Source organism: Pseudaeromonas paramecii (assembly GCF_039540575.1).
Taxonomy (GTDB): Bacteria; Pseudomonadota; Gammaproteobacteria; order Enterobacterales; family Aeromonadaceae; genus Pseudaeromonas; species Pseudaeromonas paramecii.
The window spans coordinates 1-673 of sequence record NZ_BAABFC010000026.1; the positions used below are offsets into that span (position 1 = coordinate 1).

The 673-nt window shown below is 62.9% G+C and carries 1 protein-coding gene; it reads left to right on the forward strand.

Annotation, left to right across the window (positions count from 1 at the left end):
- On the forward strand, window positions 1-673 hold a 673-nt coding region (locus tag ABD847_RS15525), incomplete at both ends, for a hypothetical protein (protein WP_425568473.1).

Below are 673 nucleotides of genomic sequence, written 5' to 3' on the forward strand. Positions count from 1 at the left end.
CACGGCGGACGACGAGGGCAACATCACCATCACCACGGCCCAATGGAGCCTGGTGGTAGACAGTGCCAGTGGTGAATACGACTTCACCCTGCTGGACAACGTACTGCACGATGCGGTGCAGGGTGAGAACTGGGCGCTGGATGCGTTCAGCATTGCCCTGGGTGTGACGGTGGAAGACGCCGACGGCGACCAGGTCACCGACACGGTCACCCTGAACGTCGATGTGCAGGATGACATTCCGGTCCGCACGGTGGCCGCCGATGACCTGACGGTGGAAGAAGACGATCTGAACAACGCCAACGCGGTGGGCAACAACGAGGACGGCTCCACCGATGGCCACATCGCCCATGGCAGCCTGGCGGATAACTTCGCCTTTGGTGCCGACGGTGCCGGGGCCAGCAAGGTGGTGAGCGTCAGCTACGACGGCACGCCGTACACGGCGGACGACGAGGGCAACATCACCATCACCACGGCCCAATGGAGCCTGGTGGTAGACAGTGCCAGTGGCGAGTACGACTTCACCCTGCTGGACAACGTGCTGCACGATGGGGTGCAGGGTGAGAACTGGGCGCTGGATGCGTTCAACATCGCCCTGGGCGTAACGGTGGAAGACGCCGACGGCGACCAGGTCACCGACACGGTCACCCTGAACGTCGATGTGCAGGATGACATT